Genomic DNA, 25,018 nt, shown 5'->3' with positions numbered 1-25,018 from the left:
AGGCGACCCGCCCGGCATGTCCGGCGCGGGTCGCACCTCTCTCAAACTCACAGGTAAATCCCATGGCACTTCTCAGCTTCTCCGCCGCGAGCGTCGCGGCCCAGATCGCGCATGCGCGCGGCTGTTCCACCTTCCTTCCCAATTGGAACGGGTCGGTCGGCAAACCCGCCCTGATCCTGATCGTCGGCAACGGCGTCCATCTGCGCTCGAACGGCATCGATGGCACGTCGACACGGATCGTCACCACCGAACGCGCCGATCCCGCCCATGCCTTCGCTGAGGGCATCAACCCGTTCCGGGACGCCGACTGGATGGCGGCCCGGCAGGCGGCGTTTCGCGATCTGACGGGCCAGTTCTACACCGACATTCTGGATGATGTGCAGATGCTCATCGACCGCGGCCATGACACCATCCGGCTGGCGACCGACGGCCACACGATCCGCGTCTTCCTGCGCCGCGCCGCCGACTACCTGATCGGCGGGACCTATGATGTCCCCTCCGGCCTCGGTGGAACATTCCGGGTGATCCTCAGGGATGCCACCGACACCCATGCGATCGTGCAGAACCACGGCAATTGCGAGGATTTCGACGAGATGCTGCCCTACCGGGTGCCGCTCGACGCGCTCATCGAAATTGATGACCGGAGGGCGGCATAGTGGGCTGGCTCTTCTACACCGACCGCCGCGTGAAGAGCTACGCGGACGAGAAAGCGGAAATCGCCCGGCTCTGCACCTTCGAGACTGATACCCGCAAGACAGTGTTGCTCAAGGCCTCCAAGGTCGGATCGACCTGGTATGCCGCTTTGAGGCTCACGAATGTCGACGGCTCGCCGGTCGAGGATGCGACCTACGTGACCGACGACGACGGAGCGATTACCTTCGGGGCTGTGTTTCTGACGCGTTATGACGATGGCTGCTGGGGCTACAAGGACATGGAGGAGGCTGCCGGGCCGGTGGAGTCGCGGGCGCCGCTCAGCCTTCTGGCGTTGCTCTCCGAGCTGAAGGATTCCGACAGCTATGCCCATGCCTGGCGCCAGCGCTGCCGGGACTGGGCGGCGATCCCGGATTACGACGAAGGCGACAGGATCAAGCTCGCCGCGCCCGTCACGCTGACCGACGGCAGCACCTGCCAGATCGTGACCGCCACCCACTACCGGCGCGGAGGGAAAAAGCGCCGCTGCTACCGCGTCGAGGAAACGGGCGGACTCGTGCGTCTGTCGAAAGCCTCGCTCGCCGGGTCCGAGCTCCTCGGCTCGGCGAAGAGTGAGGCGAGTCCGGTTCTGGCCGAGTTTTTCGCCGGGAACGATTCCTGACCGCCGGCAACATCGCTATCTGTTCAGCCTTGAGCCGCCTCCGCGCGTTTGAAAGCGCAGAGGCGGCTTTCTGTCCTGTCGGACCCACAACCTGACTCAAAGGACAGACGATATGGACAACCGAAGCCCGGCATTCGCACGCGATTTCCCTTCGAAACCTCACCTTCTGCAGGCCATTCGCCTGATCGGCAGCGAGATTGAGAAGCAACCGCTCAAGAGCTCATCGCTCGCTCGGATCATGCGCGAGACCTTTGGTGGTAGCGATGCCGGCGGCGCGTGGTCCTGGCGCATGGCCTATGACCTGATGCAGGCCGCCGCGGTTATGCAGCTTGTGCGGGATAGCGGTTCGGACGCGCTTGCGATGGCCAGATTGCTCGCTACACGGCTCCTGACGGAGACCCGGCGCTCCGAGCAACAGATTCGCCTTCAACAGTTCTCGACGCCGCTGCCCTTTGCGGCACTGGTTATACGCGCAGCCGCCATTCGCCCCGGCGAAACCGTCCTCGAACCCTCGGCCGGGACCGGCGCATTGGCCGGTTTTGCAGTTTGCGCAGGCGGCAAACCGATGCTCAACGAGATCGATCCCTTCCGCCGGGCGCTTCTCGAGGCGGTGTTTGGCAGCGAGGTGACCGATTTCGACGCCGAGCATATCGACGATCTGCTGGCGGTGCCCGAGCTTCCCGGCGTCATCGTGATGAATCCGCCCTTCGCCTCTTCGGTCGACCGCTCGCAAGACAGGCATATCGCGGCGAAACATCTAATCTCGGCGGCCAAGCGCCTCGCGCCGGGCGGGCGTCTCGTGGCGATCATGCCGATGGGCTTCACGCCGGAACGGGACGCGGCCCATTGGGCACGGGCCTCGGCCATCGCAAATCCGCGCCTTGCGCTCATCATCCCTGGCCACGTCTACCGCAAGCTCGGCACCACCGTCGAGACTCAGCTCATGGTCTTCGACAAGGTGCAGGAGGACGTCGAGTTTGTCCGCCCCGCTGTCGACGATTTGGATGCGGCGCGGCAAATCGTCGATGACATCGCCGCGGCTCGATCAATCACCCCTCTTGTCCAGACCACTGCGCAGGTGCTGCGTGGGTCGCGCCGGGTCGGTGTCCCTATTGCACGTAAGCGCCCAATCGCCCAGGCGGCGTCTGCCAAACCCAAATCACATGCCGCCATCCCGCTGGCCTTCACCTGCCTCGACACACCCCGCGAAAACACGCCCGTTTCGGACATCTATGCCCGCTACCGCCCGCAGCGGATCGAGATCACGGGGGCCCAGGAACATCCCACGCCGCTCGTCGAAAGCATCGCCATGGCCTCTGTCGCACCCCCGGTCCCGTCGGGCGATGCCGCCTCAGACCTGCGGCTGCCCGGCCGCCTGATCGAGGGGGGCCATCTCTCCGAGGCCCAGCTCGAGACCATTCTCATGGCAAACGACGCGCACGCGCGGGATTTACCGGGGCGGTTTACCATTGACGAGGACCAGACCCGGATGACCCGTGCTGATGATGACCCGGAGGCGCGCGCCTATCGGCTCGGCTATTTCCTCGGCGACGGCACCGGCTGCGGCAAGGGCCGGGAATGCGCGGGGCTCATCCTGGTGAACTGGCTCGCGGGACAGCGCAAGGCGGTCTGGATATCGAAATCCGCCACGCTCATCGAGGACGCCATCCGCGACTGGACCGACCTCGGCGGCTCGCCCGCCGACATCCAGCCGCTCTCCAAATGGAAGCCTGACCAGCCTATCTCCATGGGCGATGGCATCCTTTTTGTGACCTACGCGACACTCCGGTCCGCAGGCAAATGCGGCACGACCCGGCTCAGCCAGGTTCTGGGCTGGATGGGCGACGGCTTCGAGGGCGTTCTGGCCTTCGACGAGGCCCATGCCATGCAGAATGCCGCCGGGTCCGACGAGGGCAGGGGGGTCAAACCCTCCCAGCAAGGCTTGGCCGGTCTGCGCCTGCAACTCGCCGCGCCGCGCGCCCGGGTCTTCTACGTCTCGGCGACGGGCGCCACCAGCGTGCACAATCTGGCCTATGCCTCCCGGCTCGGGCTCTGGGGTCAGGGTCCGGAATACCCCTTTCCAAGCCGGGAGAGTTTCGTCTCGGCGATGGAGGCCGGTGGAGTTGCGGCGATGGAAGTCGTGGCGCGCGACCTCAAGACCCTCGGATTCTACACGGCACGGGCACTCAGCTTCGACGGCGTGGAATATGACGTGCTCGAACATGCGCTCACACCCGCCCAGATCGAGATCTACGATGCCTATGCCGGGGCCTTCCGGACGATCCACCATAATCTCGAGGCGGCCCTGACCGCGACTGGCGTCAACGACGCCTCCGGTCAGACCAACGCCTCCGCCGCCAAGGCCTCCGCCAAATCCCGGTTCGAAAGCACCAAGCAGCGTTTCTTCAACCATCTCCTGATGGGCATGAAGGCCCCGACCGTCATCCGCGCCATCGAAGAGGATCTGGAGTCGAGTTATGCCTGCGTCATTCAGGTGGTCTCGACGGGCGAGAGCCTCTTGAAGCGCCGGCTTGAGGCGATGGACCCCGAAGACGAGCTGGTCGAGGGGGCGTTGACGCCTCGGGATTATGTGCTCTCCTACCTCGAACAGGCCTTCCCGATCCATGCCCAGAAGCTGGTCGAGATCGACGGAAACATGGTGGCCGAGCCGCTGAGGGATGCGAATGGCGCCCTGGTCGTCTCGCGCGAGGCCGAAGCCTTGCGCGATGCCGCCATGATGGAGTTGATGGCGCTCGCGCCGATCCCCTCGGCGCTTGATCAGATTCTCTGGGCCTTCGGTGACGAGGCGGTGGCCGAGGTAACCGGGCGTTCGATCCGGCCGCTTAAATCCAGCGACGGTGCCCTCTTCATCGAGAAGCGGTCCGCCAGCAGCAATACCTCAGAAACCCGGGCCTTCATGGATGGCGAGAAGGACGTTCTGATCTTCTCCGATGCCGGCGGGACGGGCCGGTCCTATCATGCCGCTCAAACGGCCAAGAACCAGAAGCGGCGACGGCACTATCTGCTGGAACCCGGTTGGCGGGCCGATGCGGCGATCCAGGGGCTCGGCCGCACGCATCGCTCGGCTCAAGTGTCAGCGCCCTTCTTCCGGGTCTGCACCTCGGATGTGCACGGCGAGAAACGCTTCACCTCCACGATCGCCCGACGGCTCGATCAGCTGGGCGCCCTCACCAAGGGCCAGCGCGAGACCGGCTCCCAGGGCATGTTCCGCGAGGAGGACAATCTCGAAAGCCCGATCGCAAGGGGTGCGCTGCGCGGCTATTACGCCGATCTCGCCGCCGGGCGCGCGGCGGCCATGAGCTACGAACAGTTCAGCGACTGGACGGCTCTTCGACTGATCGACCAGGACGGCGTGCTCTTGGAAGAGTTGCCGCCGATCCAGCGCTTCCTAAACCGTGTCCTAGCCCTGCCGATCCACATGCAGAATGCGCTTTTTGCCGAGTTCATGAGCCGGATTGCCGATCAGACCGAGCGGGCGCGGGCGGCAGGCACGCTCGACCTCGGCGTCGAGACGCTGCGCGGCGAGCGGATCGAGCAGGTCTCGGTGGAAGATCTCTGGACCTGTCCGCGCTCCGGGGCGGTGACGCGCATCATCGGACTCGAGGTGACGGACCCTGTCCATGTCCACTCGGCCGAAGAGGCGCTGGATCGAAACCCGGACAAACAGCCGATGGTCAATCGCGCCTCGGGGCGCGCGGCGCTGATCTCCTCGCGGCCCATGCAGATGTATGACGAGGAGATCGTCACGCTCATGCGCAAGGTGACGCGCCCGAGCGGATCCACCTATGTCGAGGAAGGGAAGTTCCAGGCCTCCGCTTGGGAAGAGATCGAAAAGCCCGAGTTCCGCCGCCTCTGGGATGAAGAGGCCGATGGCCTGCCGAAGGTGACGACGACGAAGCTCTATCTGCTTACCGGGCTGCTACTGCCGATCTGGAAGGACATCCCCTCGGGCAACGAGCGCATTTACCGGGTCACACCTGAGGGGCAGGGGAGCATGATCGGCCGCACCGTCAGCGAGGACGGCGCCGCGGCCCTTCGCGCGCGGTTCATGGTCGGCACGCCGAAAACCTCGCAGGAGATGCTGACAGCGGCACTCGGGTCCACCGCGCCGGTCGATCTGGGCCGGGGTCTCACGCTCACCCGCCGCCGGATCGCCGGCGCGGCCCGTCTCGAAATCGACGGGGCCGACCGCGGCACGATCGACGGGCTGAAGGCCATGGGGTGTTTCACCGAGATCATCGCCTTCCAGCTCAGGGTCTTCGTGCCGCATGGGGAGGGCGTCGATACCGACGCGATCCTGGGTCGGATCGTGGGGGGTGGATCAGCCTCCAAGGCTGATCGCGCCGCCTGAAAGGAAAAGTGGGCCTCGGGTCGGGGGAACGTGGAAGGGGTTTTGCCCGTCCGCGTTCTGGCGTTGTGGCGGGTCTCCGGACCGCTAGGCGCTTTCCCCAATCCCAGACAAGAGGACGAGACCCATGACCAACTCCGAGACCACCTTTGCCGAGACGATGGCAAAATGGCAGCTCGAGCGCGAGACCGCCAACAAGGCCGCCCGGAGCGAACTGCTCCCGCAATTACGCGCTCTTGGCGTTACAGAGGTAGTTGCCGAATACGAGGGCTACGGCGATTCCGGGAATATCGAAGACGTGACGGTGCAGCCGGTGGGCATTGCGCTCCCCGACGATCTCTCCACGAGGCTTGGCGACTTCGCCTGGTCGCTCGCCTATCATCAGCATCCGGGCTTCGAGAACAACGAGGGCGGCTATGGCACGCTGACCTGGGATGTCACCGCCGACAGCATCACCCTCGATCATGCCGACCGCTACGTTGAATGCTCCCACAGTTTCGATGAGGGGCTGTGACATGGCCCATCCCCTCCATCATGCCGAAAGCTCGGCCCGGAAGTTCGGCGGAAAGCCATCCGACTATCAGGCCGTCCACGACTGGTTCGATGCCTCAAAGGAGCATCTCGCCATCTTCACCCACCGTGCGCTGCGCCATCATACGCAAGGCATCTTCGAAGCCGAACGGGTTTTCGGGCTTTCGCTCACCAACGAGGCGGGGCGTGAGATTCCCATCCGCTGGATCGGCGAGCAGCATGTCCGCGAAGACTGTCAGGGCCGCATCCCGAGCCTCGCCGACTGGCTCGGACGGATCCAGCCCGAGCCCTGGATGGCCAACGGGCATATCGACGGGCCGGCGCATGAGCCCGTCGGCGATCCGCGCACGAAATGGCTGGCCGAGGTGGCTGAGGGCAAGACGATCCTCGGCCTCAAGGACTGGATGGAGGCGAGGGGATCATGATGCGCAACGTCCGCAGATTCTACGATTGCAGCACCGCACATCTGCCTGAACAAACCGTCCAGGCCATCGAGAACGGGCTCTTCGCCAAATCGCCGAGCTTGCAGAATGAGTATGGCTGGCTGTTCTCCGTCCCGGAGACGCTCGCCGACATGCCGGAAGGCATAGACTGTGACGCCTTCAAGGCGGTCATGGCGTTGGCGCTGGATGCCGGGTGCGACTACGTCCTCTTCGATCGGGATGTCCCGCCAGTCCCCTATCTCGAGGTCTTCGACTGGTAGGTCAATCGCGGTTGCACAGAGGCCCGATCGGAGGATCGGGCCTCTCTTGTTTCCAGAACCAACATGGAAATGGAGGTCCAGATGAACATCATTGATATCAAGGCCGCCGTGGATGCCGGCAAACCCGTCCACTGGGCGAACGAGGGGTATCGGGTGCATCGGGATGGCCTCGGCCAGTACCTCATCACCTACGTGCCGAACGGCAGCACCATCGGTCTGACCGACCGGAGCGGCCGACAGCTGAACGGGGCCGAGGTCGACTTTTTCATATCGGAGCCGCGCTAGGGTGCTGCTGCAGAGCAGGGGAGGGACGCGCGCGGGGCGACGTCGGACACCCGTTCGGGCGCGGGGTAGGGCTGACGGTCAGGAGAGAAAGGAAAGAGGGCTTTCGGGTTTTGCGATCCCATGAGGGGTCGAAAAGCAATCCCGCGTGCTCTGGCCAAGTGCCGGGCAGCGGCAAACCCAAGGAGAAGACCCATGTTCGCAGGAACCCTGACCAAGAATGCCGAGACCGCAGCCACCGCCTATTCCGGCATGATCCACTCGAGCCGGTTCGACATCGCGATCCAGCTCGAGACCCGCACGAAGATGTCCGAGCGCAGCCCGGATTTTGATGTGACCGCGGTGAACAAGTCGGGCCGGAAGGTGCGTATCGGCACGGCCTGGAACGAGACCGGCAATACCACCGGTAACCATTACATCTCGATGCAGATCGATGTCGGCCTCGGGCCCTTCCGGGTCAACGCCGTGCAGACCAAGGAAGCACGCGAAGCGATGACCGGTGAATTCGAGATCATCCCGCTGGTCTCGAACGGTGGCATGAAGTCCGGTTCGATCTCGGGCGAGTTGACCGCGATGGATGCAGACAACGCCTTCGCCGGTTACATCGCCAACATGATGTTCGACCTCGACTTCATGCTGATCGAGAACACGTTCAAGACCGAAGAAACCCATCCCGACTACCGGATCGAGGTCTCCTCGCCCAAGGGCCACCCGATCCGCGTGGGTTCGGCCTGGATGGCGAAGAGCAACCGCACCGGCAACGACTACGTCTCGCTCCTCATCAACACGCCCGATGGCGATCTGCGGGTAAACGCCGTGCAGAACGAGGAGCAGCGCGGCGGCCAGACCTTCTCGATCATTCCCTTCGTCGAGAGCGGTGCGCGCGAGCGGGACGCTGGTGCGGGACTGTCTCTGGTGTCCTGATGTGACGGGACCTGGTCCCGATCGATAAACGGGGCCGGCCTAGACCGGCCCGGTCTGCCTAACCTACGGGAGCTGCGGAAACGCGGCTCCCGTTTTTCTTTGTGGCGGGTCAGTTCGAGGTCAACGGCCTGTGCGTCGCAGGATGATGGCGAAATCCGTCGGTCCGATAGCCCCGCTGGCAAAGCATCACTCCGGGGTCTCTTCCATCGTGCCATCGTTCTCGGAGGGCGTCTCACAAAAGATCTCTTCGACCGTCACCTGGCCCGGTAGCGATCCTTGCAACACGTCCTCGATGGCCTTGGTTGCGAAATTCGCCGAGACGGACGTCGCGAAACTGATCGTCACGGTCAGCACAAGCTCTTTTGCGGTCATGCCCAGTGCCGCATCGACCGAGCTGTCGGTAACGTCCGCATCGGCCACGCCTTCCAACAGCGCGAGGATATCCTGTTTGGACGCGTCCGCGTCATCGCCAGCAAGGCGCATCACCACCACAACGTCAGTCATTGAAATCGTCCCACATCCGTGTCTCTCGAAATCTATTCAATGCCCGCATGAAACGGGCCCGGTTGCGACTATAGCGCGTAAGGCCTCGCCCTGCCTCACTTTTGTTTGGGACCGCCCCGCCGAGAAGCGCCGCAATGTCTTCCCCGAAGGGCGTGGTCACATCGAAGTGGTTCAGAGCGGCGAGCGCCGGAAGGACCGAGTGGCGAAACCTGTCCGCGACGTTTTGCACCTCTTCGCCGCTCGCCTCGCGGCGAACATAGTCGCCCGACTTCAGCAGGAGAAGGTGCGGTGCCACGTGGCGGAACACGGCCGCGACCACGTTCAGGTAGCGCGTCTCGGGCGTTGGATACCCATCCTCGACGGGCCCTTCCGAGGCGAGAAGTTCCAGGGTCGCGAAGACGCCGATGACGATGAACATCATGGCGCTGTCGGCTCTGTCGTCACCGTCGGATGAGAGCCCCTCGATCGTGCGCATCAGCTCATAATCCGCCGACAGGAGGCTGGCTGCGGCGGCCCCGTCGGCTTCAAGCTCTGACAGGAGCCGGAATGTCGCCAGATCCAGAGGTCGCGGCAAGTCACCCGTGCTTGTTTCCGGATTCAGCGCCTTCTGATAGGCGACATGGCCTGCTGCGGCGTGGCAGGCTTCGTGGGTGGCGAAGAAGGCGACACCGGCAAACCATGTCAGCGTCATTGCGGGCTCGATCCCGCCCAGCCGCTCGGCCTGAGCTGCGGTCTCTCCTTCGATGTTGACGGCTTGGAGGCGAGACAGGATGAGATCGGGTACAGCGGTTCCGATCGCGATGCGATAGCGATCCTTGCGCCAGGGCGAAATGATCGCGTCAAGGCTCGCACTGTCGCGATGCCTCCAGTCTATCCGTTCGGCGAAGGCTGTCTCGTCGATCCCGGGGAAGAGCACGTAGGTGACGAACTCTCCGGCGACGCGGATCATGGTCAGGGTTTCGAGGTCTTCCTCACCCATTGTCATCACCGTCGAGGATGCGATCGATCCGGCGCGTGGCCTCGAAATATCGTGCTTCGCTGACGAGGAACTTCTCGTGATCCGCGTCCGAGGGGCCTTCCCCGAACCATCTGCCGTCGCCGAAACCGATGTCTTTGGAGATCTCACTCGCCTCGAACCAGGCGGTGTCGTGGACGCGCACCGACTCTTCAAAGTCACACGGCACCAGGTCGTGAAGGGATCTGAACACCAGGTTGGTGAAGTTCATCGCCCGAAAGAGCGGGGAGGGATATTCCGTCCCCGGTCGATCCACCGGACCCTCCCTCGTGTCGAGCGCCCGCATGACAAGGATATGGGCGAACGCCAGCTGGAAGCCGTATTCGAGCCCATCCTCCGCTGTCCAGCCTATCTGAAACGGGTGTTTCTCATCCATGCTCAGGAGCATTTGGTTCAGCCCGTTCGCATCCGCGTCAAACTCGATATCCTGTAGCGTTTCCGGCAGCATGTCTGGCGATCGGCCGGGGGCTTGGTCCAGATATGTTGCCGCTTCGTCGACGAAGCCGGGTGTCGCGTCCGGAAAGAGGAGATCGATATGCCGCCGCAGGAGGTGCGCGAGTTCGTGCGAAATCACGTAGTCGAACATCTGCATCAGAATGTCGACGAAGTACTCCGCACGCTCCGCCTCCATCGACCAGTCATCGAAGGCGATGAGCGGGCCGTCGAGCGCCTCTTTCCAAGATTTGCCCGGATCCTTCAGGGGGTGCGCGCGCGAAAGCACGTCCGGATGATGGGCTGCGGCCGTAAGGAACCGCCACAGTTTTCGTAGCAGGCCGAGGCTTATGATGACTGCACGGCGATCGCCCGATTGGCGCGCGGCCGCGTTCGGCGCATCGCCAGCCGAGATGACGAGGTCGATGCCCTTGATATCGAGGTCCGGATCGCGCGCGTCCAGGAGGCCTATGTTGATGTCGAAGACATGTTCGGTCCAGTGCACCAGTGTCGTCTCGACCGGTGTGAGCCCCGTGACGTCGAGACATCCGCCCATAGACCTGACGATGGGATCTACCTTCCAAAACGCACGCGAGACTTCTTCCATTCGATCAGGATATCCCAAAGAATTTCGGGATGGGGTCGCTCCATCGCGCGTCGAACGCGAAGGGTGCAAAAAGCCCGTCCTCCGTTTCGGGGTCCTGATCGAAATAGGCGGCGATCTCTTTCCTGAGGTCGGCCTCCCCCTCCCTGGTAATCGTGTCCCGGAGGAGATCGAGCTCGGGGAACGCCGGTTCGAGCGGTGCCAATAATTCCATGGCGGGCTCAAAGATCTCCGCGAAATAGTCACTTTCGGGATGTTCCACATTCCAACGCGCCCTGTGGGCGACAGAGTGCAGGAGCAACCGCAGATTTGGCGACGGGTAGGTGTCGCGGGTTCCGATCCTGTCGCGTGCCATGCGTTCCTGGCCGACCACGAAGAGTGCGTATCCGACGAATTCGGCATAAAGGTTCTCTTTGCCTGTCATATACTGCCAGCGCGGCAGGGTCGCGGATCGCGCGAAGGCGAACTCGCCGGACAGACCCGAGCAGTAGACGTCCGCATCGATCTCGACATCGCGTAGCGGAAAGCCGGGAGGTGTGTTGCCCGCATCCTGGCTCATCAACTCGTCCACCATGCACAGGCCCGCCCCGCCCTGTCGCTGTCTGAGCAGGCCGAGATGCCCTCGCACGATATGGGCCAGCTCGTGAAACAAGACCGGCAGATAGAGCGACTCGAAGAAAAAGAGCCAGCTGCCCTCGATGTCCGGACCGATCTCGTTGATCGTCACGTCGACACAGGTTTGCACCCCGGACGTCCCCACGTCCTCCGCGAAGTCACGGAACGACAGGGACACGGTCCTTTCGAGGCGAAACCCGGAGGCCACCATGCGGGCGAGTACCGAGCTTACGACGGCCGCCCAAAGGACGTAGCCGGAGGTAAACTCGATCGAGAACGGACCGCCGAAGCGCGATTGGCGGGCCCTTGCGTTCAAGTGGGTTTCCGGAGTGACGCCAACCTTGAGATCGCCGCCGTCAGGGAAGGCATACATGTCCCGCATGGCACTGGTCACGGCACGCGCCGCAGTCTGGAGGTTTCTCAGCGCCATCCGCAACTGTGCCGAGTCAACGTCTTTGAACAGATCTTCAGGGAAGCTGGGGCGGTCTATGTAATGAACCGTTGGCAACACCTGAGACTCACTCCTTTGAACTTGCAAAAGCCTATCTCCGTCGGCCTTTCCGGGCAAATGCCGGATGAACAGGCGTCGCGTAGCCAGTGGTTCCGCGTTCGAAATTACTTAGACAAACGCCTGTGGACACATATCGAATATTGACGGGTCACCCATAATTGTCGCTCGACAATAGTATACGAAGGGTCGCGTAGTTTAGCATTGCATGAAGTGCATGGCTGCATTGCAGCATTTGCCGTTGTTGCGGCGCAGCATTTCGGGCTAGCCTACTTTTGAGATCGCTCTCCTCTCCTCCTCCCTGGAGATCGGCCTCAGGTTTGCGCCACACCTCCTCCCGTGGCGTGGGCAGAAGAGATCAGACGCCATCCCACCTCCCGGGATGGCGTCTTTTTTTTTGTCCGCACTGAAGCACTCACAGGATCTCGGGTCGCGAAATCATCGATACTGTCGTATCGTGGTCTCAAGACCAACAATTTTCCGATGATTTCAATTCTGAGAAGAGGGTTTTAGATGCGGGGCTTTCATTTCGTCTTTCCATGTTTGCTCGTGCCGACCATTGGTCTCGCGGCACCCTTCACGGTGGCCAGTTGGAACATCGCGAACCTGGGGGTGCCGGGCTCGGAACTGCGCGGGTTCGACCGCGACGCGGATGACTACACCCGCATCCGGGAGATCATTTCGTCCATCGACGCGGACGTGATCGCGTTCCAGGAGATTGGCAGCGTCGCGGCGCTGGAAGCGGTCCTCCCCGACGGGTACAGCTTCCGGTTCGAGACCCGCTGCTATGAAAACGCACAGAAATGCGCGGCGAATGCCGACGACATATACAATGCGATCGCGATCAGGGACACGTTCGCGCACGGTTTCTTCCAGATCGATGAGCTCGCCGTGCCGCATCAGAACGAATGCGGCGCGCCCGCACGCCCGGTGCGCGGCGGCGTGGGCGTCGATCTGTCGGTCGAAGGGCGACGCTACCTGGTGCCGTCGATCCACCTGAAGGCAACCTGCAAGAACAATTCTGTCGAGCCCGGAACGGAGGATGACTGTGCGACGCAGCGCGAGCAGGTGCGACGCCTGCGCGCCTGGATGGACGCCCAGGCCGACGAGGCGACGATCATCCTGGCAGGGGATTTCAACCGGCAACTTCTGGAGGGGGCGGACAACATCCGGGCGGAATTCTTCCCGAACGTGCCGCAGGGACACATCCTGCCGGGTGCCGAGACACGCGCGTGCTGGTCCTCGTTCGCGTTCGATTTCGCTCGATTGGGCGAGGAAGCCATGGCGAATAACCCGCAGTTCGAGGCCGAGGGGCTGCGCCCATGGCTCTTCACGCCCCGCAGCAGCGCCGAGATCGACTTCTTCGTCGTGGAGAACCTCGCGGAAGGTGTGACGCTGAAGGCGGATCAGATCGAGTTGACGGGTGACTACGTGTTCCGCGATCCCGGCGCCGCGCTGACCCGATGCGACGGGAGCCTTCAGCCCTTTGCCGACGGGAAGGTCCTGACCTTTGCGGAAGCCTATCCGAGCGATCATTGTCCGATCGTGATGATCGTCTCGGAGTAGGCGGATGTTTTCAGAGAGTCTTGGCGGACAGATTCTGGTCGGTGTGACAGTGGCCTCGATTGTGGGGATTGGCGGGTGGGTCCTGGGACGTGCGACCGCCCCTGCGGAGCCGCCCTCCCTCGAAATCACCCCCGAAAGCGTCACGGCACAGGTCGGGCTCGACACCGAATTCAACGCGACTGCGGATCCGGATGTGTCGACACTGACATGGCGTGTCGCGGGGCAACCGGTGGGCCGCTCGCATGTCGCGCAATGTGATGCCGTGGCCGCGCAACTCATGTGCAGGTTCCTGGTCCCCGGGACGTATTCGGTATCTGCCACGGCCACCGCCGCAAACGATTTGGAGGTCACGAGGCACAGTTCCGTGTCGGTGGTGTTCCCGGACAGGTACTACACAGTTTTCATCCAGAACCCGGATCGACAGGTACGCAGCGATGCCTACCGGGTGTTGTTGCGTCGGATCGACTGGGCCAGGGTTCAGCAATCCATCACCCCCTTGATCCTGCTCTACGACCCGGACAAGGGCCGGAATGTGTTCGCAGCCGAGACGGTCTTTGAGCCGGAGTTTGAGGGCGTTGACGTGTTGCAGGGCCTCAAGCTACGGATTCCGAGGTTCGCGGAACCGGGGCGCGGCCTCGTCGTCGGCCCACTGGAGGCGCTCGGCGTCACCGTCACCGAGATTCCCTATGCCGAGGCGATCCTGTCGATCGAACGAGGCGCGGTCGACGGCGGCTTCGTCACCCTGGGCGATCCCACGATCGATCTGCTCGACGCGGACCTCGGGGACATGCGGGCGGAGTAGCATACAAGTGGCTTGATCCCTGATGTCCGCCACATGTCTTCCTTAGCCTTACGGCCTCCCCTGCTCGGTACGCCAAGTCGCAGGCGAGAACGGCCCTGCGGCCCGTCGCGCATTCGGCCATGCGGCCTCACCGCGGCGTTGCGCCCGGCATCCCGGTTTGCCCGTCTCGCGAGCACGTCGCTCCCCGGCCGCTCCGCCGGATTGCGCTCCGGTCTGTTTTGGCCGGAGGCCAAAACGATCCCGCCGCTCCATCCGTCTCCCGCGTCCGGTCGCGCCCTTTGCCTGCTCGCGTCGGGCAAACCTGTCGTCAACACACACACACATGAGTGCGGAAGCATATCCTCCGGATGGCCCCCAAATCAGCCCGCGTCAAGGATCGCAAAACTTTTCGGCGAGGGCGGCGGGGGTGAAGAGGGCAGTCCAGTGGTCGATGACGCGCCTGTGGTGGGCGATGCGCCCGGAAAACTTTTGCGCCCGGCGCGCCGGCGGCTTCGCCGTCCCTGACCCGGACAGATTCGGTGAACCAGACGTACGGCCATGCCACCACACTCACGTGGTGGTTCCCCGAACATCTGGAGACACCAACATGACATACGAGAACGCGAACGCCTACGAGACCATCGAACTTTTCGGCCTGACGGAGAAAGACGCGGAGCTGCCCATCCCCGAGGATCACGCCCTGACCGACAGCATCGTCCGCGAGACTTTCGAGGCCCTGCTCGGCCAGCTGCGTGGCACCGGTCTCGAGACCGAGATCGAACCGCTCGCGCACGGGCTCGCCACGATCCTGCAGCGCCGCAAGATCGCTCTCGGCAAGGAGCTCGACCGCACCGCCGACAAGATCGGCGCCCTGGCAAAATCCCACGACGGATCGGAGATCGCCGAGACCGCGCTCGAAGAGGCGCAGGCCCGCTTCCTGCAGGTCCGCGAGATCGTCGGGGCCATCGAGGTGATGAGCGAGGCGGCGGCGGAATGCTACGAGGTCGAGACGGGACATGCCTTCATCCCGGCATCGGGATCGCGGGCCAGCGCTCGCGCTCAGGAGACCGGGGCCGTGTTTGAAGCCCGGCAGCTCCTGGAACAGCATGACCGCGAAACCGCAGAAAAGTCGAAGGTCGAGGGAGTTCCCCTGATCGTCTCCGGCGCCACCGACTGGACCGATATCGACGTCATCTTCACGACACTCGACAAGGTTCGCGAGCGCATCCGGCAGAACCGCAACCAGGAGATCTTCCTCTGCCACAAGGGTGGCAAGCACGGGGCCGAGATGATCGCCGCCCGGTGGGCTCGGGCGCGAGGCGTTGCGCAGGCGCGCTTCGATCCGCGTTGGTCCGCACATGGGCGGGCGGCACCCTTCAAGTGCAACGACGAGATGCTGGACGACAAGTTCGCCGCGACCGGGGTCGTGCTCTTCGGTGGCAACGGGGTCGCGCTCAACCTCGGACAGAAGGCCGAGGCGAAAGGCCTGACGGTGATGCGGGTCGCCGATCCGGCGAAGAAGACAGCAGGAGAATGAATAGGAGAGGGTCGCGCGCGGCGCGGCCCTTTCGTCGTTTTCATGGTGTTGGCGGTGAAGAAATCGAATGGGCGGATTGAGCCCGCGAAGCAACCATGCCCGCGATGCCTTCAGACCTCCCCTTGGTCTCACACCTGCAAGAGCGGTTGGTACCAACACCTTATCCGCTCAGCACTGATATGATATAGGCTTCAAGTGAGATCGCTCCCTTCCTGAACGTCGCCACTGAGTCAGATTTTCCGTCGATGACCCAACGCGTCATACAGGCATAGGAGGCCGCCGCCTCCTCCGAAAAGCCGAACTGGAGGAATGTCTCTTCAAGGGCTTCGGGCGGTATTTCCTGAACGTCCACGCAACGTCCCATCACGGCAGCAAACGCGGCCGCGACGTCCCGAGCCGAATAGCGCGCCGGTCCCTCGACATGCTCGATTCCGGTATCGTCCGTCTTTGTCATGAGACGTCTCGCGGCAGCCTCTCCGAGGTCGGCAGGCGCGACCATCGGGAGGGAGAGATCTGCCGGGAAGAAACTCGGCAGGATGCCGCTCTCCGCTACTCCCTGCGCCACCCCGACCCAGTTGCTCATGTAGTACGCGCCTCGGTTAATGGCGGCGGGAATGGGCTGATCCATCAGGGCTTGCTCCAGCTCATGGAGAACCGTGAGATCGCCACAGCGTTCTCCCTCGAAGGCCCCGTACGTCGAGGCGGCCACCACCTTCTCAAGGCCAGACCCCTCGAGCGCCGACAGGATCGCCGCGACATTCGCGCGTTCCTCTGCGTCGGTGTTGCCTGACGGGTCCGCCGGCGGGTTAAGCAGGAACGCGCGCCTGCCGGTTCGGAACACCGCGCGCATGGCGTCCGTATCGCGAATATCGGCCACGGCCATCTTCGCCCCGGACGCTTTGAGATCCGCGCCATGGTCTTCGTCGCGGGTGACGACCGTCACTTCCTGGCCTGCGTTCAGAAGCGCGCGCGCCGTCGCCGATCCGACCTGTCCTGTACCACCGAGTATGACAAACATCCCAACCTCCTTCTATCGTTTGGGGTCGGGATTACACCCGAGCCCGGTCAGAATGTGTCAGGAACCCTCGCTCAGACCCTCGCGTAGGGCTCGATCCGGCGATAGGCGGTCAACAGGCTCTCGCGGGATCGCGGAACGTCCTCTTCCAGCGCGGACAGTGCCTCGACACGATCAACGCGGAAGTGCCGGAACGCGTCGCGCAGCTCGCACCAGGCCGCGAGCATCTCGACCTTGTCGAAGAAACCGAGCGCGACCGGCCACACAACGCGACGGACGCAAACCCCGCTTTCGGAGCGATAGGTGATCTCCAACTTCCGGCGGTCCCGCATCGCGCCCCGGATCATCGCAAGCTCTTCACGTTGATCATTCTCACCCGGCCCTGCGGTCAGACCCGCCCCGAGCATGCGCGCCTCGGCCTCGTCACCCATACCGTCGGTGATCTTGAGCAGCGCCGTATCGGCGGCCTTTGCGATTTCCTCGTCCCCGCGCGCCATCACGAAGCGCAGGCCCAGAAGAACGGCATCCGCTTCGTCCCGGGTGAAGGCCATGGATGGCAGGAAGAACCCCGGGCGCAGAATGAAGCCCGTGCCCGCTTCCCCCTCGACCGGCACGCCCAGTTCCAGAAGCGTCTCCATGTCCCGATAGATCGTGCGCTCAGAGACCTGAAACATCTGCGCCAGGGTTTTCGCGGTCACGGCGGACCGCCTGCCACGGAGCGTTTGGAGAAGTTGAAGAAGTCGGCCTGATCTTTGCATGTGATGATCATATCGGTATCGACCTGCCCGCGTCGATGCACGATCCGCTCGGTCTGGCGGGTCATGCCGGGCTGCCCTGCTTTCCAACCGGTCGAGATCGGTCCGTAAGATGCCGGGGAGGATCGGTGATCGGTCTGCGGTCATGACGGACCCCTGCCGGCGGTTGCTCCGCCGTCACCGCGCTCGCAGGTTCCGGCCGTGTCGGCCTCCACCCGGAACACGAGGCCTCTGGACGTGCTGAGTGGCATACCCCGGCGGCGGTCTCCTGACGGAGCCAGCCGGCGGGGTTGCCCTCATGCGCGCCAGAAACCCCGCGATCCGCCCGTCCGGGTGCAGATCGCTGGGGCGGGCGCAGCGCAACGACCGCGCCGCCCGATGACGGCGACCCGTCCGGGCGGACAACCCTGCTGGCAGACCCGCGGCTGTATCACCGCTCCGGATCGCGAGACCGCGACCAGGAAGTCGAGGTTGAGGCAGACGATCGCGGTCGTGCCGATCGGGCGTGGGCGGAACATCGCGTCGCCGCGTTGGATGAGAGCGGTGCGGACCTGGTCAGGTCTGACATAACTCGACAGGACCGAAGGCGGCTGAGGAGCGGGGTGCACATCCGGGTCTCCCCTCTTTGCTCATAGATGTGGATCGCACGGGGGCGGGCGGTCCGTGCCCTCCGCTCACGCTCCGGCAAACACAAATACGGTTTCCACGCGCGGAGCGCGCGGACCCTCCGCATTTGTGTTTGCGGACCTCCCTTTTCCCCCGTGCCGGGTGATCCCCATCGCAAAAAGGAGAGACCCAAATGACCAACCACTACGTCGCCACCGTTCCCGTCAAGTTCACCGACAACGAAGGTCAGGAGCGCACCCGCTTCCAGCGCGTCGGCGCGATGTTCCGCAACACCCGCAACGGGGACGGCTCGGAGTTCTTCAGCCTCAAACTCGACTTCCCCGTCGCGGTCCAGGAGCTGGTGATGTTCCCGCCGAACTCCAAGGAACCGCAGGAGTAATCCTCCCACGAGAAAGGACCGCCCCAGGGCGGTCCTTTCCCTGTTCCAGGGAAGGCTGCGCCAAGACCGGGGCCCCCTGCCTTCGGCCGGTGTCCCCGATAAGGTGTCAGGACCGTGCACGGTCCTGACGGGGGATTTCAGAGATCGCCTGGAACAGGTCTGCCGGCCAGCCTCAAGGGGGCCATCCGGAATAACAGCCGGGCTGAAGCCCGCCGGTTTTTCCGGCAGAGATTTGGGCCGAGCCAAATCTGGCCGCCCTTGACCCTGTCCGTCAGCCCCGTCGGGGGGTTTGTGCGCCGCCCCTCGCCTCCGTCCGAACACGGGTCCGTGTTCGGCCAGACCCTCGGGCGCGGGCATGACAACGGGCGGCCGAGGTGCGGTTGGAGATGGTTGGGTTTTCTGGGCCCTTCGGGCCGGGCCTCGCACCTGCGGTGCTCGGCTTGAAGCGGAATTCAAGGTCGCCTGGGGGCAATCTACAATAATATTGCATTGACCGTGACATATAGTTTCGTATGATGAAAGCGACCTTGAATGAAGGTGGCAGGAAATAGGGGGGCTTTCTTCGTATGAGCCGGACCAAGAGACTGACACAGACGGAGCGAGCGGAGATTATCCGTGAGGCCGGAGAAGGAGTGGGGACTTCCGTGCTCGCGGAGCGGTTCGGGGTCACCCTGCGGGCCATCCAGTACACGTTGAAGGCGGACGAAGAACGCCAGAAGGATGCGGCCGTGGCGACCGCCGCCGTGACGGTGAAGCTGACCCCTGACGAGCTTGGGGCGCTGGATGAGGTCCTGGCCGCGGCGGGGATCGAGACCCGCACGGAGGGGGTCCGGCGGCTGATCCAGGCGGCGGGCGGAACCTTCGTTCCGGATGCGCAGCTGGCGGCTGAGATGGCACGTTACCGGGCCTCCCTGCACGAGGTCGGTAACGGCGTCGTACAGGTCGCCAAGCAGATGATGAAAGCCAGCCGGGCGGGGCAGGGGGAAGGCTCCGCACCGAACGCAGAGTTGTCCGAATTGCGCCTCGCGCAGATGCGTGGGCTGGCGCGGTTCATCCTTGATTCCGCTGACGAGATCGATCTGCTGCTGCGCCGTCGTCGGGATGCCATGCAGCTATCCGCGACCGCCGCGCTGAGGGAGTTTGCCCATGCGGCTGAATGATGCCGTCCATGAAGTCACCGGAGAGATCTTCCGGGATGGCTGGAGTCGCATCCGGGGCTCGATGCAAGGGCTGCAGGCGTCCCGGCAGAGGCAGCTCGTGCGCGCCGCTGCGGGGCATCGTGCGGCGGTCTTCAAGGCAATCCGGGGCGGGGGCACGCATACCAAATCGCAGCTGATGAACCAGCTCGATTACCTCACCACCAAGTCCTCGCATATCGTGGACAGCAGCGGGTTCCTGGATGGGAAGACGAGGCTTGAGGGATCGGAGATCAAGGACCTGACGGAGCGGTTCGCCAAGCGGTGGAGTGCGGGGTTCAAGCCCAAGCTCGGACAGACGACGCATATGCTCATGTCCTATCCGATCGGCACCCGGGGCGAGGACGTGCGCGACATCACCGCCAATGTCGCGGAGCGGTTCTTCCAGTCGGACGAGGGGCATTTCGACTACATCATCGCGGTCCATGAGGACAGGGATCACCCTCACGCGCATATAGTCTTGAACCGCCGATCGCAGGAGGGCGAGTTCTTCTTCCTTGGCCGGGACCATCGGTTCAACTACGACGACTTCCGCCTCGCCATGGTCGAGGAGGCCGAGAGGTTCGGGGTGCGACTCGAGGCCACGCGGCGGCTCGATCGGGGTGTCGTGCACTACCCGCCGCGCACCCGCGAGGTCTATGCGGCGAAGGACGAGGGGCGGGCCACGGAGACGCGGCCACGGGTCGGGGCGGATCTTGACCGCGCGCTCGAAGAGATCGCCAACACCCGGATTGTTTATCACGCGCTCGCTGCGGAGGCCTCCGCCGACAATCGCGAGGACATCGCCGAGGCCCTGTTCCGCTCGGGAGAGCTTCTGGCCAAGGGCGGCAAGCTGAATTTGGAAGGAGGCGTCTACATGGCAGAGGAGCAATCGTTCGAGGATCTGAGGACCCGTTATGCCGATCAGGTCGCGCGCGTCCAGGGCATGATTGATGCGAAGCCGGAGGCCGAACGGCCGCGGCTCGAGCGCAGCCTCAACGAGATCCAGTCGCGGCTCGCGCATATGCAGCCCTTGGGGCTGCGCTCCATGACATTGGCCGAGAAGCCCTCGGAGGGCGGGGTCTATTCCGAAACCAATATCGATGCGGCCCGGCTCGACCGGTTGCGGGACCCCGAGGTCCGGGCGCAGGTCGACACAGCGCTGCGTGGGACCGGGATCAGCTCTTCCGTGGTGGTCGCCCGGATGGAGACCGGTGCGCAGAACGCGGCACTTGAGCGCCAGTGGATCGCGGACGATCTGGCACGAGTGGCCGAGAGGGACGGTCTCAACCTCGAGCGCCGCGCGGATCTGGAGACGGCGCGCGAGACCCTCAATCGGGCCCATGTCCAGCTCGGCGTCGCTCTGGAGCGGGCAGGGGTCTTGCGTGAGGACGGTGTCGTGGAAGATCGCACCGTCATGGAGAGGGTCCATTATCATCGGGACGCCACTGAGGACATGGAGCGCGCCATCCGCCAGGACATGCGCTCGGACGGCCTGACGGATCAGCAGATCGAAGCCCGGGAGTGGGAGGTTGCTTCCCGCGCGGAGCGGCGTATCGAAGAAGAGCAACGCAGCTACCTCGATGCGCATCCCGAACTGCTCGCGCGCCCGGGCGACGTGATCGACCGGTCCGAGCCCTACCGGGAGCGGATCACCGACGAGGCCCGGGCCCGCGAGATCACCCGCGAAGTCGACCGGATCATGGAAGGTCGCGACGCGCGGACCCCCGTTGCGGATGCCGTCACGGACGAGTTCCGCGCGCGCTATCCCGATATGCCGTCGCATCTCGCCCGCGGGCTTGGCGCGACCTATGCAGCCGTCACTGAACTGCGCGACAGCGAGGCCCTCAACCAGGTCCGCCGTGAACACGAGTTGCGGGAGACGCAGTTCGACCAGCGCGAGGAACGGTTTGGCGACGAGCGCGAAACTGAAGCCGCTGAAACCGCACCGATTGCCGATGCCGATCTGCGGCGGGTTGTAGATCACGAACGCGCCGGCAATCTGCAGTCGCCGTTCCAGGATTACGGTCAGCGACTGACCTACCGCGACGCCGTCGAGCGCGAGCTCGACGCGGCGCAGATCGAGCGGCTCCGAGACGGGGATGTCGACGTGCTGATGACCCAGATCGAAGACCGTCTCGATCGGCTCTACGCCGCGAAGACCTACCTGCAGTCGGACGCGGCCACCGCCAACAGCGAGGCGACCCGCGCCGTGGTCGAGGAGATCGCCGACCGCGAATTCGAGCTCCACCGCGCCGATCTTGTCGATGGTGAGACTGAGCGCGGGGAGACGCACTGATGGGAGGGGTAGGGAAGGGCCGCCTCGCCCTCGGCGTCGCGCTGGTCACACTGGTCGCTATCGCGATCGGCTATGTCATCGCCTCGGCTGTCGTGACGTTCCGGGACCTGGGTTTCCGGGCCGAGATCAACTTCTTCTATATCGCCCAGAACTACCGCGCCATCGGGGCCGCCCGCCCCGATGATTTTCGCCTGATCAACCTGATCATGGGCGGGGCCGGGGTGGCGGGCCTCATGATGAGCCTGGCGATGTCGGGCTCGGCCCTGACCCGGTTCGGCTATACCCATTGGCAGACCCGCCGCGAGATGAAGCGGAACGGCTTCTTCGGCGCGCCGGGCACGGGTTTTGTCATCGGCAAGCTGGGCAAGCCCGGATCGCGTGCACCGTTCCTCTGCTCCCGGACCTTCCCGCATGCGCTGATCGTGGCCCCGACCGGTCGCGGCAAGACCACCGGTTTTGTCATCCCGAACCTCTTGACCTGGCAGGGCTCGGCGGTCGTTCTGGACGTGAAGGGCGAATGCTTCGAGGCCTCGGCCCGCCACCGGGCGGCACAGGGTGACGCGGTGTTCCGCTTCGCGCCCACGGATTGGGAGGACAGGCGCACGCATCGCTACAATCCACTCTTGCGCATCTATGAGCTTAAAGACCCGGCCCGCCAGCAGATGGAGCTGCAGCTCTTGGCAACGCTCTTCCTGCAGAACGACAACGACCGGGTGCAAGGTCTTTTGAAGGGCGGGATCGATCTCTTCGTCGCGGCCGGGCTACTCGCGTTCCAGCGCCGCCGGCCGACGCTCGGGGAGATCTACCGCATCGCCGCCTCGGGCGGGCAGAAGCAGAAGGAATATCTCGCGCGCGCCCATGAGGTCCAGAACGCCGCGGCGCGGCTCATCTTCACGCGGCTGGCCTCGACCAACAACGACACGCTGACCTCCTATGTCTCGCTCCTGATGACCTCTGGCCTCGATCAATGGCAGAACCCGGCGATCGATGACGCGACGGCGACCTCAGACTTCGATTTCCGGACGATCCGCAAGAAACCCTTCAGCGCCTACCTTGTCGTCCAACCCCTCATGGTGAAGCCGCTGGCACCTCTGATCCGGCTCTTCTTCTCGGACCTGCTGTCGGCGCTTCAGGACAAGGAGCCGGGTCCAGACGAGCCCTGGCCGGTCATGATCATGCTCGACGAGTTCAACCGGCTCGGAAAGATGCCGATCGTGGCCGAGAGCATCGAAGTACTGCGCGCCTATCGTGGACATCTTGCGGTGGTCACACAGACCATCCCGGCCATCGACGAGATCTACGGCGAGAACACGCGTCGGGCCTTGCAGGGTAATGCCGGGATCAAGCTCTACCTGACGCCTTCGGACGAAAAGACCGTCGAGGAGCTGAGCAAGGCCGTGGGCAAGACCACCAAAACCGTGGTCACACGTTCCCGCGCGGTCGGCAAGAACCCGTTCGAGGGCCGCAGCCAGTCCGAGCGGACGGAGGAGGTCGCGCTCCTGCCGGAAGATGAGGCACGACGTCTGCCGCTTGATGAGATCGTGGTGGTCGTGGACGCGCAGATGCCGATCCGGGCGAAGCGGGTGGTCTACTATGAGGATCCGTTTTTCAAAGGCATCCACGCGGCGCAGGAGGGGGATCTGCCGTTTCCGAAGGGGCCGGTCCCTCCGATGGGGGAATTGCCCCTGAGTGTCCGGGCGATGCCTTCGGCTCCGCGTGGGTCAGGTCTCTCGGAACGCGATTTCGAGGCCAGGATGGGGCTTACGGAAACCGGAGGGAATGCACCCATTGAGCCAGGTCCGGCTCAAGCGCCTCGGCGCGGTCGTGCCGCAGTCCTCGCGGACGATCAGCGGCAGTTCGAGATGGAATTCGGGCGGCAGGCAGATCTGGAGGTGGAGGCTGCGACAGAAGACGATGTCGTCCGGGTACAGGACGCCGTGAGTGATCTGGAGCGGTTGGAGGCGGAGATGTCCGGTTCGGAAGCAAACGTCAGCGAGGCGGGCGAGAAATTCGGGCTTGGCTGAGCCGCCATGCGGGCGACACGAAAGAATGTCGCGATGGCGTCTTGCGGCCACGCCCTTGAGCCGACCATTGTCACGGGTGAAGAAAACCAGGGTCGTCGCGCTCTGGTCGAGGGGCTCGCTCAATCGTCGCAGGGTCGATCTCACGCATCGTCAACTGGGCGTTCACCCTGCGGGCCGCGGGGCCCGCACGAAACCACTTCGCGGCGGAAGCCAGATTGAATCGAGGGCGACGCTGCCCCTTTGCCGGGTTTGAGGCCTCCATCAGCACCTCGATCATTTCATCGATGCGGTAGAGGCCACCCGCAACTGGGAGGGGCATCTTGCGCTGCTGGAGCGCCTGTCGCTTCACCTCGAGCTTCTCGGCGACATCCGCGAGAGATACCAGGTCGGGACGGACCTCGCGCAGGACTGTGCCTTGCGGCAGTGCCTTGATCAGCGCCCGCGCCGCTTCAAGGATCGCGCTCTCGGCCTCATCCCCTTCAAGTTCCAGTTCTACACCCAGAAGACCGGCATTGCCGGTGCCCACGAGGGCATCTTCAAAACCCGCCTCAAAGATCGCGTCAGAGAGCGCGAACGCATCGTGCTCCCCGTCGGGGAGTGCAAAGACCAGTTCGAATTCGAATTCTTCAGCCATCGGCATTACCTTCGTCGTTCTTCTGAAGCTTCACGCAGGCCAGGGCCTTCTGCCGGATCCGCTTCGCGAACTGCTGTGGATTCTTCGGGGTCGACCAGACAGACATCTGACAAAACTCGCCACAGCGGCAATCCTTATCGTTAGCCGGGCATCGGAGGATCCCCCACGCGTGCCCCTTGCCCTCAATAAGGTCCCATCCCAGCTCTTCGAGCTCCTGGATGAGGGCCTCGATTTCCTTTGATGTGTGCTTCTTCCTTGGCACCTTAGATACCCCACTCTCTTAAATTGTCAAGTGACAAGTTAAAAATTCAACGAGAACGTCGCTCCAATTTACTGCCCGCTACCTGCTCATTCCCATAGGAAGCTTGCCGTCAAATGCTTTGATGTGAGTAGGGGATACGGGATAGACGTCTCAGACAGCAACACC

Annotated in this window: 23 protein-coding genes and 1 pseudogene; 15 read left to right on the top strand and 9 right to left on the bottom strand. The window is 63.7% G+C overall.

Annotated features, from left to right (window positions below; translation table 11 throughout):
* Positions 1-62 precede the first annotated feature (62 nt).
* The 8 genes and pseudogenes from DYI42_RS00245 (at position 63) to DYI42_RS00210 (ending at position 8,121) form a co-directional block, all read left to right on the top strand.
* Positions 63-656, top strand: a complete 594-nt coding sequence (locus DYI42_RS00245; RefSeq protein WP_213544012.1) for a regulator — start codon at positions 63-65, stop codon at positions 654-656.
* Positions 656-1,312 carry a DUF6927 domain-containing protein gene (locus DYI42_RS00240; protein ID WP_213544011.1) on the top strand — a complete coding sequence of 219 codons (657 nt, stop codon included), beginning with the start codon at positions 656-658 and terminating at the stop codon, positions 1,310-1,312. The genes DYI42_RS00245 and DYI42_RS00240 overlap by 1 nt, the downstream gene beginning before the upstream one ends.
* Positions 1,313-1,424: 112 nt before the next feature.
* Positions 1,425-5,684, top strand: a complete 4,260-nt coding sequence (locus DYI42_RS00235; RefSeq protein WP_213544010.1) for a strawberry notch-like NTP hydrolase domain-containing protein — start codon at positions 1,425-1,427, stop codon at positions 5,682-5,684.
* A 124-nt stretch (positions 5,685-5,808) separates the two neighbouring features.
* Entirely contained in the window at positions 5,809-6,195 is a 387-nt protein-coding gene (locus tag DYI42_RS00230; RefSeq protein WP_213544009.1) for a DUF6878 family protein, read from the top strand.
* A 1-nt stretch (position 6,196) separates the two neighbouring features.
* Positions 6,197-6,637, top strand: a complete 441-nt coding sequence (locus DYI42_RS00225) for a DUF6915 family protein (RefSeq protein WP_213544008.1) — start codon at positions 6,197-6,199, stop codon at positions 6,635-6,637.
* Positions 6,634-6,915 (top strand): hypothetical protein, encoded by a 282-nt coding sequence (locus DYI42_RS00220; protein ID WP_213544007.1) that lies wholly within the window; start codon positions 6,634-6,636, stop codon positions 6,913-6,915. Before DYI42_RS00225 ends, DYI42_RS00220 begins: the two co-directional genes overlap by 4 nt.
* An 81-nt stretch (positions 6,916-6,996) precedes the next feature.
* Positions 6,997-7,197: pseudogene (locus DYI42_RS00215) on the top strand (hypothetical protein); the annotation flags it as partial.
* Positions 7,198-7,392: 195 nt separating this feature from the next.
* On the top strand, positions 7,393-8,121 hold the full coding sequence (locus tag DYI42_RS00210; RefSeq protein ID WP_213544006.1) for a DUF736 family protein: 729 nt from the start codon (positions 7,393-7,395) through the stop codon (positions 8,119-8,121).
* Between the two features lie 186 nt (positions 8,122-8,307).
* Here the strand turns inward: DYI42_RS00210 and DYI42_RS00205 are convergent, their stop codons facing one another.
* Genes DYI42_RS00205 through DYI42_RS00190 form a run of 4 tightly spaced genes read right to left on the bottom strand, consistent with a single transcriptional unit; the run spans position 8,308 to position 11,685 of the window.
* On the bottom strand, positions 8,308-8,625 hold the full coding sequence (locus tag DYI42_RS00205; RefSeq protein WP_213544005.1) for a hypothetical protein: 318 nt from the start codon (positions 8,623-8,625) through the stop codon (positions 8,308-8,310).
* Positions 8,618-9,604: a hypothetical protein gene (locus DYI42_RS00200; protein ID WP_213544004.1), complete on the bottom strand. Its 987-nt coding sequence runs from the start codon at positions 9,602-9,604 to the stop codon at positions 8,618-8,620. Before DYI42_RS00200 ends, DYI42_RS00205 begins: the two co-directional genes overlap by 8 nt.
* On the bottom strand, positions 9,597-10,679 hold the full coding sequence (locus DYI42_RS00195; RefSeq protein WP_213544003.1) for a hypothetical protein: 1,083 nt from the start codon (positions 10,677-10,679) through the stop codon (positions 9,597-9,599). The genes DYI42_RS00200 and DYI42_RS00195 overlap by 8 nt, the downstream gene beginning before the upstream one ends.
* Before the next feature lie 4 nt (positions 10,680-10,683).
* On the bottom strand, positions 10,684-11,685 hold the full coding sequence (locus tag DYI42_RS00190; RefSeq protein ID WP_213544002.1) for a hypothetical protein: 1,002 nt from the start codon (positions 11,683-11,685) through the stop codon (positions 10,684-10,686).
* A 663-nt stretch (positions 11,686-12,348) separates the two neighbouring features.
* Between DYI42_RS00190 and DYI42_RS00185 the strand changes: the two genes are divergently transcribed.
* The 3 genes from DYI42_RS00185 (at position 12,349) to DYI42_RS00175 (ending at position 15,683) form a co-directional block, all read left to right on the top strand.
* A complete protein-coding gene (locus DYI42_RS00185; RefSeq protein ID WP_342344584.1) occupies positions 12,349-13,365 on the top strand; it encodes an endonuclease/exonuclease/phosphatase family protein in 1,017 nt (338 codons plus the stop codon).
* Between the two features lie 4 nt (positions 13,366-13,369).
* On the top strand, positions 13,370-14,167 hold the full coding sequence (locus DYI42_RS00180) for a hypothetical protein (RefSeq protein WP_213544000.1): 798 nt from the start codon (positions 13,370-13,372) through the stop codon (positions 14,165-14,167).
* Between the two features lie 586 nt (positions 14,168-14,753).
* On the top strand, positions 14,754-15,683 hold the full coding sequence (locus DYI42_RS00175; RefSeq protein ID WP_213543999.1) for a DUF2493 domain-containing protein: 930 nt from the start codon (positions 14,754-14,756) through the stop codon (positions 15,681-15,683).
* Positions 15,684-15,843: 160 nt separating this feature from the next.
* Here DYI42_RS00175 and DYI42_RS00170 read toward each other — a convergent pair whose 3' ends face one another.
* The 3 genes from DYI42_RS00170 to DYI42_RS24405 form a co-directional block, all read right to left on the bottom strand.
* Entirely contained in the window at positions 15,844-16,701 is an 858-nt protein-coding gene (locus DYI42_RS00170; protein ID WP_213543998.1) for an NmrA family NAD(P)-binding protein, read from the bottom strand.
* Between the two features lie 71 nt (positions 16,702-16,772).
* Positions 16,773-17,396: a helix-turn-helix transcriptional regulator gene (locus tag DYI42_RS00165; RefSeq protein ID WP_342344575.1), complete on the bottom strand. Its 624-nt coding sequence runs from the start codon at positions 17,394-17,396 to the stop codon at positions 16,773-16,775.
* The gene (locus DYI42_RS24405) at positions 17,393-17,521 is read right to left on the bottom strand and encodes a hypothetical protein (RefSeq protein WP_274608772.1); all 129 of its coding nucleotides are present in this window, start codon (positions 17,519-17,521) and stop codon (positions 17,393-17,395) included. The genes DYI42_RS00165 and DYI42_RS24405 overlap by 4 nt, the downstream gene beginning before the upstream one ends.
* Positions 17,522-18,252: 731 nt before the next feature.
* On the opposite strand from DYI42_RS24405, the gene DYI42_RS00160 reads away from it, so the two are divergent.
* From DYI42_RS00160 to DYI42_RS00145, 4 genes are all read left to right on the top strand, one after another.
* On the top strand, positions 18,253-18,459 hold the full coding sequence (locus tag DYI42_RS00160) for a hypothetical protein (protein ID WP_213543996.1): 207 nt from the start codon (positions 18,253-18,255) through the stop codon (positions 18,457-18,459).
* A gap of 566 nt (positions 18,460-19,025) precedes the next feature.
* Complete coding sequence (locus DYI42_RS00155) at positions 19,026-19,619, top strand: transposase (protein WP_213543995.1); 594 nt, start codon at positions 19,026-19,028, stop codon at positions 19,617-19,619.
* A complete protein-coding gene (locus tag DYI42_RS00150; protein WP_213543994.1) occupies positions 19,606-21,933 on the top strand; it encodes a relaxase/mobilization nuclease domain-containing protein in 2,328 nt (775 codons plus the stop codon). The genes DYI42_RS00155 and DYI42_RS00150 overlap by 14 nt, the downstream gene beginning before the upstream one ends.
* Positions 21,933-23,957 (top strand): type IV secretory system conjugative DNA transfer family protein, encoded by a 2,025-nt coding sequence (locus DYI42_RS00145; RefSeq protein WP_213543993.1) that lies wholly within the window; start codon positions 21,933-21,935, stop codon positions 23,955-23,957. Before DYI42_RS00150 ends, DYI42_RS00145 begins: the two co-directional genes overlap by 1 nt.
* 70 nt (positions 23,958-24,027) lie before the next feature.
* Here the strand turns inward: DYI42_RS00145 and DYI42_RS00140 are convergent, their stop codons facing one another.
* Positions 24,028-24,591 carry a hypothetical protein gene (locus DYI42_RS00140; protein ID WP_174147571.1) on the bottom strand — a complete coding sequence of 188 codons (564 nt, stop codon included), beginning with the start codon at positions 24,589-24,591 and terminating at the stop codon, positions 24,028-24,030.
* Positions 24,584-24,853, bottom strand: coding sequence for a hypothetical protein (locus tag DYI42_RS00135; RefSeq protein WP_213543992.1), 270 nt, complete (start codon positions 24,851-24,853; stop codon positions 24,584-24,586). Before DYI42_RS00135 ends, DYI42_RS00140 begins: the two co-directional genes overlap by 8 nt.
* Positions 24,854-25,018 lie beyond the last annotated feature (165 nt).

The organism is Vannielia litorea, assembly GCF_018424695.1.
Classification (GTDB): domain Bacteria; phylum Pseudomonadota; class Alphaproteobacteria; order Rhodobacterales; family Rhodobacteraceae; genus Vannielia; species Vannielia litorea_A.
Note: the sequence above shows the minus strand (reverse complement) of the source record. Positions and strands in the feature narration are given on the sequence as shown.